Origin of the sequence: Alienimonas chondri (assembly GCF_013036045.1) — a bacterium.
GTDB classification, from domain to species: domain Bacteria; phylum Planctomycetota; class Planctomycetia; order Planctomycetales; family Planctomycetaceae; genus Alienimonas; species Alienimonas chondri.
The window spans coordinates 1-6,434 of sequence record NZ_WTPX01000202.1 but is presented as its reverse complement, the minus strand read 5'-3'; the positions used below and the strand labels follow the sequence as shown (position 1 = coordinate 6,434).

The 6,434-nt window shown below is 67.0% G+C and carries 5 protein-coding genes and 1 tRNA gene; 4 read left to right on the top strand and 2 right to left on the bottom strand.

Annotated features, from left to right (window positions below):
* Window positions 1-139: 139 nt before the first annotated feature.
* Together LzC2_RS19390 and LzC2_RS19385 are read right to left on the bottom strand one after the other, a co-directional pair.
* Entirely contained in the window at window positions 140-1,537 is a 1,398-nt protein-coding gene (locus LzC2_RS19390; protein WP_171189680.1) for a Na(+)-translocating NADH-quinone reductase subunit A, read from the bottom strand.
* Between the two features lie 304 nt (window positions 1,538-1,841).
* Window positions 1,842-1,914 (bottom strand) — tRNA-Arg (locus LzC2_RS19385).
* Between the two features lie 335 nt (window positions 1,915-2,249).
* Between LzC2_RS19385 and glgC the strand changes: the two genes are divergently transcribed.
* The 4 genes from glgC to LzC2_RS19365 form a co-directional block, all read left to right on the top strand.
* Entirely contained in the window at window positions 2,250-3,494 is a 1,245-nt protein-coding gene (gene glgC, locus LzC2_RS19380) for a glucose-1-phosphate adenylyltransferase (protein ID WP_171189682.1), read from the top strand.
* A 5-nt stretch (window positions 3,495-3,499) separates the two neighbouring features.
* Window positions 3,500-4,204 (top strand): transposase, encoded by a 705-nt coding sequence (locus tag LzC2_RS19375; RefSeq protein WP_206678812.1) that lies wholly within the window; start codon window positions 3,500-3,502, stop codon window positions 4,202-4,204.
* 41 nt (window positions 4,205-4,245) lie between these two features.
* On the top strand, window positions 4,246-5,145 hold the full coding sequence (locus LzC2_RS19370; RefSeq protein WP_171189678.1) for a DUF58 domain-containing protein: 900 nt from the start codon (window positions 4,246-4,248) through the stop codon (window positions 5,143-5,145).
* 223 nt (window positions 5,146-5,368) lie between these two features.
* On the top strand, window positions 5,369-6,434 hold a 1,066-nt coding region (locus LzC2_RS19365), incomplete at its 3' end, for an ABC transporter ATP-binding protein (protein ID WP_315854759.1).

The window sequence follows — 6,434 nt, the reverse complement described above, 5'->3', positions numbered from 1 at the left end:
GGGCAGGATGACGGGGGCGGCGGGGCGGGAATCGCTTTCGAGCACGCCGGGCGAACGGTCGCCGACAGACTCGGGCGCGTCGGAGAACACGCGAAACTCAGCCGGACGCGAGCGTTCGACCAAGCGGGCGACGAACAGGTCACCCCTCCTCTTCAATCGTGTCGAGCTGATCCCGCAGGATCGGCCCGTAATCCGTTTTGCCGGGGCAGACGAACGTGCACAGGGCGATGTCTTCCTCGATCAACTCCAACGCCCCCAGCAACTGGGCGTTCTCGGTGTCGTCGGTCACGAGAGCCCGCAACAGGAAGGTCGACTCGATATCCAGCGGCATCACCTGTTCGTACATCCCCAGCGGCACCATCGCCCGCCGGGACCCGCCGGTGGAGGTGGTGAAGTTCATACTGCGGCCGGGCGAGATCGCCGAGGCGAAGATCCGCCGCACGCTGAACTTGTCGAACCCCGGCTTCTGCCAGCCGAGGAACTCCCGCTCGTCGCCTTCCAGCAACACGGAAACCTGATTCGCAAACCGAGACAGGAACTCGACGTGCGGCTGAGCATGCAGCCCCATCGCCGCATGACCGGCGAACACGCTGCCGGAAATCACCCGATTCACGCCGGCCTTCAACTCGCCCTCGGTCAACGCGGCGAGATCGGCCCCCGGGGTGGTCCGCACCAGCCGCGGCTCCTTCACCTGCGGCCCGGCCAGCGAGATGACCCGCTCCGCGGAAACCTTGCCGGTGGCGAACAACTCGCCGAAGGCGATCACATCCTGATAGCCGACGTGCCAGACCGTTTTGCCCATATGCACCGGGTCGAGCACGTGAATGTGCGTCCCCGGCAGCCCCGCGGGATGCGGCCCGGCGAACTCCCGTACCTCGATCTTCGGCAGATCGCCGCCGGGCAGATTCGCCCCCGGCGCCGTGCACAGGAACACCGGACCAGGGGTCAGCAGCGGCAGGAGCTGTAAGCCGTAGCGGAAATAGTCGGCCTTCTCGCCGATCGCCACCGACGGGTCCGGGGCGAGCGGGTTCGTATCGATCGCCGTCACGAAGATGCTGTGCGGCGTCGACGACGGCGGAGGCGTCTTGCCGAACGGACGGGCGCGGAACGCCGGCCACAAGCCGCTGTTCACCAGACCGTCGCGAACGGCGTCGCGGGTCAGCGTGGACAAATCGCCCGAGTGCACCTCGAACGCCTCGGCGTCGTCCCCGTCGACATCGATCACCAGCGACAGAAACTTCCGCTTCGCCCCGCGATGCACCGCGGAAACCGTCCCGGAGGCGGGGGCCGTGAACAGCACGCCCTCCGTTTTCTTGTCCTCGAAGACGGGCTGCCCGCGTTTCACCCGATCGCCCTCGGCGACCAGCATGGTCGGCTTCATTCCCACGTAATCATCGCCCAGCAGGGCGACGCGGGAGGCGGGCTTGTCGTCGACCCGCGCCTGATCCGGGGCGCCGGCGATCGGGAGATCAAGGCCGCGGGGCACCTGAATGAGTCGTCCGCGGTCGCCGGTCGTCGTGGGTGCGGAGCGAATCATGGGTGTCGAAGGCGGGGCGACGGCGCCGAGGCGCGAACGGAACCCGTGCGCGGAACTCGGCAAAGGGGGCGCACGAGCGGCGCGTGCGGCGGCGTGATTGTGGCGGTCGGCGTCTCAGCCGCAACCCCGGCGCCTTGACGCGGCGCCCGCCAACGCAGATTCGCCCCGCGTCCGGTCGCCGCACGGCCCCGCAAACTCCGCAAGCTCCCCGCAACACGAACACACGGTGCCCGCCGCATCAGGACGGCCCGCGCATGAAAACGCCCCCGTTGCCGGGGGCGCCGACTCTTCTGCCAATGAAAAATACGCCCCGAAGGACTCGAACCTTCAACCTCCGGTTCCGTAGACCGGCGCTCTATCCATTGAGCTAGGGGCGCTTGTCCGGCGGTTCGTTCGAGACGATCTGCCGGGTCGCTGAGGGTATCACGCCACGGACGGCGGTCAAGCCGAAATCGACTCGACGACCGCCGCTTGTCGCGGGACGCCCGACAGACACGCGGTCCGCCGATCTGGTTCGCGCGTCGCACATCGAACCCTCGCGCTTCCCCGGCGCCGTCGCCGGGCGCCGGCGGGGCCGGTACGCTATCGGGGCGGCGGCTCGACCCGTCCTCCCCTTTCCCCAGCGGCACGGACCCGACCGGTGACTTCACACCCACCCGTCCCCGGATTGCCGACCTCCGATTCGGAGACCGGCATCGCTGCGCCCGCGGCGCTGCCGCGGGTCACCGTGCTGGTTCTCGCCGGCGGCAAGGGGAGCCGACTGGAACCGCTCTCCCGCGATCGGGCCAAGCCCGCGGTGCCGTTCGGCGGGTGCTACCGCATCATCGACTTCGCCCTCTCCAACTGCTTGAACAGCGGCTTGCGGCGGGCGCTGGTGCTCACCCAGTACAAAGCGGCGAGCCTCGACCGGCACATCAACCAGGGCTGGCGGTTCCTCTCGCGGGAACTGGATGAATGGGTGGACGTGCTGCCCCCGCAGCAGCGGCTCAGCGAGGAGTGGTATCAGGGCACCGCCGACGCGGTGTACCAGAACATCTACACCATCGAGCAAAGCCGGCCGGGCGTGGTGCTGATCCTCTCCGGGGACCACATCTACAAGATGGATTACGCGGCGCTGATCCGCGATCACCTGACCGCCGGCGCCGCCGCGACCGTCGGTTGCCTGCCGGTTCCGCTCGACGAGGGGAAGGCCTTCGGCGTGATGGGGATCGACGCCGATCGGCGGGTGAGGGAGTTCGCCGAGAAGCCGGACGCACCCACGCCGATGCCCGGCAGGCCGGACACCTGTTTGGCCTCGATGGGCATCTACGCCTTCGACGCGGCGTTTCTGTTCGAGGAACTATGTCGGGACGCCACGGTCCCGGACAGTTCGCACGACTTCGGCAAGGACATCCTCCCGGACGTCATCGAGCGGGCGCACGTGCGGGCGTACCCCTTCGGCGACCGCGACCGCGGGGCCAGCGGCGAGGGCACCGGCTATTGGCGGGACGTGGGCACGCTGGACGCTTTGTACGAAGCGAACATGGACCTCGTGCGGGTCTCGCCGAGCTTGAACCTGTACGACGCCGATTGGCCGATTCGCACGTTCCGGGAGAACCATCCGCCGCCGAAGTTCGTCTTCGCCGAGGAGGGCGGGGACGGCGTCCCGCGGGCCGGGATGGCGTTGGACAGTATGGTCAGCGCCGGCTGCATCGTCAGCGGCGGACGGGTGGAGCACAGCGTGCTCAGTCCCGGCGTGCGGGTGAATAGCTACGCGCACGTCTCCGACAGCGTGCTGCTGGACGGCGTGACCGTCGGGCGTCACGCCGTCGTGAGGCGGGCGATCCTCGATAAGGGCGTCACGGTCCCCGAGGGCGCGACCGTCGGCGTCGACCCCGACGCCGACCGCGACCGCGGCTTCACCGTGACCGAGGGCGGCCTGACGGTGCTGGGGAAATTCGATCGGTTTCCGGAGTGAGGGGATTGGTTGAAGTCGACCCGCGAAACCGCAAGCGTGCGTCGATCTCGCTTGTGGTTTCGCGGGTCGACTCTCTGGAGAACAGACGAATGGTCGCCGCGTACCACCTGATCTGGACGGCATACGGCTGGTGGCTCCCCAATGATCCTCGCGGGAGTATGTCGAAAGAGATTTCCGTCCGATCTCTGCGTGAACTCGGTCCCTGCCATCACGGTCGCAAAACTGTGCAGCCTCAGGGGCGGGCGATTCGCGAGTTCTATGAACGCGCCGCTGAAAAACTCCGACATGAACTCCTCACGTTCCCGCCGAACCAGTGCGGCTGTATTGCCGAAGCAATGGGCAAGGCAATCCGCCGGCACGGCTATACCTGCTGCGCGGCGGCGGTGATGCCGGATCACGTCCACGTGCTGATCCGCAAGCATCGAGACCGTGGCGAGACGATGATCGCAAACCTGCAAGCCGCTTCTCGCGAATTGCTGCTGCGGCGCGGTCACCGGGACAAAGAACACCCCGTCTGGGGCGGACCGGGATGGGTCGTGTTTCTCGAGACGCCCACGGACATTCGCCGTGTGATCCACTACATCGAACGTAACCCCATCAAGATCGGCTGGCCCGTTCAGCAATGGGAATGGGTGACGGAGTACGATGGATGGTTGTCCGGACTCTCTCCGCACAGAAGCGACCTGCGAAACCGCAAGCGACCGCGCTAGACGCTTGCGGTTTCGCGGGTCGCCTTATTGGAAACGCCCCCATGCCCACCCCCGCTGAGCGCTACCTCAAACCGGAGGTCATTCAGACCGTTTCGCGGCTGGATCTGCGCGCCCGGTTCATCGTCGAGGGGTTCATGGCGGGGCTGCACGCCAGCCCGTTTCACGGGTTCTCCGTCGAGTTTTCGGAGCATCGCCGGTACGCCCAAGGGGACGACACGAAGGACATCGATTGGATGGCCTACGCCAAGACCGATCGGCTGTACGTCAAGAAATATCAGGCCGAAACGAACATCACCGGCTGGCTGCTAATGGACCTGTCGGAGTCCATGGGCTACACGCACAGCCAGAAGCTGACGAAGCTGGACTACTGCATCTGCCTCGCGGCGGCGATGGGCTATCTGATGGTGCACCAGCAGGACCCGGTCGGGCTGGTGACCTTCGGGGAGGAGCTGCGGGCCTCGCTGCCGGCTCGCAGCAAACGTAAGCAGCTCGGGGACATGCTGGGCGTGCTCGCGGCGGCGAAGCCGTCGGGCGGGACGGACGTCGGCGGGGCGTTGAAGAAGGTGTCCGCGATGGCGAAACATCGCGGATTGATGATGCTGTTCAGCGATCTGCTGACGGATCGCGACTCGACGCTCGAAGGGCTGCGAAGGCTGCGGCACGCGGGGCACGACGTGATCGTGTTCCACGTGCTCGACGCCGCGGAGGTCGAGTTCCCCTTCTCCGGGACCGTCGATCTGACGGACCCGGAGACCGGCGAGAATCTGATCCTCGATGCCGCCGGGATGCGATCCGACTACGCCGACGCCGTGCGAGAGTTCCGCGAAGATTTGCAAACGGAGTGTCGCAAGATGGGCGCCGACTTCGTGCCGCTGCACACCGGCTTGCAGTTCGATCGGGCGCTGCTGGAGTACCTGTCGCACCGCGAAGCGCGATTCTGAGGCTTGGAAACCGTCCCGTTGGAGCCGCGACCGTCAGGGAGCGTCTCTCTGCGGGCGGACCTTGTCGGAGACGCTCCCTGACGGTCGCGGCTCCATCGCAGATCGGCATGGAGGACCGTACGATCCGCGCCGGATCGGGATTTCCCGCCCGCCTCCAACGCCCTGCGTCGCCGCGACGTAGCATCCGCGCCGCCCGCCCCGCCGACTCGAGCCGTTCCGCCCCGTGGCCGACACCGTCACCGCTCCCCCCGCCGCCGCCTCGCCCGCCGTCCAGGCGAAGCCCGCGGGCGCCACGGCGTCCTCGCCCGGCATGCCCGGCGAAACGGTCATCGAGGTGCGGAACCTCTCCAAGGTCTACCGCGACTTCTGGGGCCGCAAGAAAGTCCGGGCGCTGAACGCCCTGAGCCTCGACGTGAAGCGCGGCGAAGTCTTCGGCCTGCTCGGCCCCAACGGATCGGGCAAGACCACGACCCTCAAAATGCTGTTGGGCCTGCTGTTCCCGACGGAAGGGTCGATCAAGATCCTCGGCAAGTCGGCGACGGACGTCTCGAAGAACGAACGCATCGGCTATCTGCCGGAAGAGAGCTACCTCTACCGCTTCCTGAACGCGGAAGAGACGCTCGATTTCTACGGGCGGCTGTTCAAGATGACCAAGGCCCAACGGCGGGCGAAGGCAGACCAACTGCTCAAGCTGGTCAAGATCGAGCACGCCCGGAAGCGGCAGCTCAAAGAGTACTCCAAGGGCATGACCCGCCGGATCGGGTTGGCTCAGGCGCTGATCAACGATCCGGAGATCGTCTTCTTGGACGAACCGACCTCCGGCCTCGACCCGAACGGCCGGGCCGACGTGAAAGACCTGATCCTGTCCCTGAAAGAACAGGGGAAGACGGTCGTGATGTGCTCCCACCTGCTGGCGGAAATCGAAGACGTCTGCGACCGAATCGCGATTCTCTCCGGCGGCGAGTTGAAGCTGCTGGGGACGGTCGACGAATTGCTCCGCACCCGGGGCGAGACGCAGATCGTCACGCCGGAACTGTCCGCCGAGGCGCTCGCCGAGGTGGAAGCGGTGCTGGCCAAGCACAACGTGACCGCCGGCGTGACCCGTCCGAAGAAGACGCTGGAAGACTTGTTCCTGCGGACCGTCTCCGAAGCCGAGGCCCGCCCGGGCCGGACGTTCAGCGCGGAGAACCTGCCCGGCGACGCGGACGTCAAAGAGGAGTGCGAGCGAGGGGCGTGGGGGCGGCCGCGTCGCCCCCATGGACCTGACTCCCCGCGACTTCGAGCCGCTC

Excerpts from the sequence above, each read along its gene's own strand:
- LzC2_RS19390 (WP_171189680.1), bottom strand. The coding sequence starts at position 1,537 with ATGATTCGCTCCGCACCCACGACGACCGGCGACCGCGGACGACTCATT.
- LzC2_RS19370 (WP_171189678.1), top strand. The coding sequence starts at position 4,246 with ATGCCCACCCCCGCTGAGCGCTACCTCAAACCGGAGGTCATTCAGACC.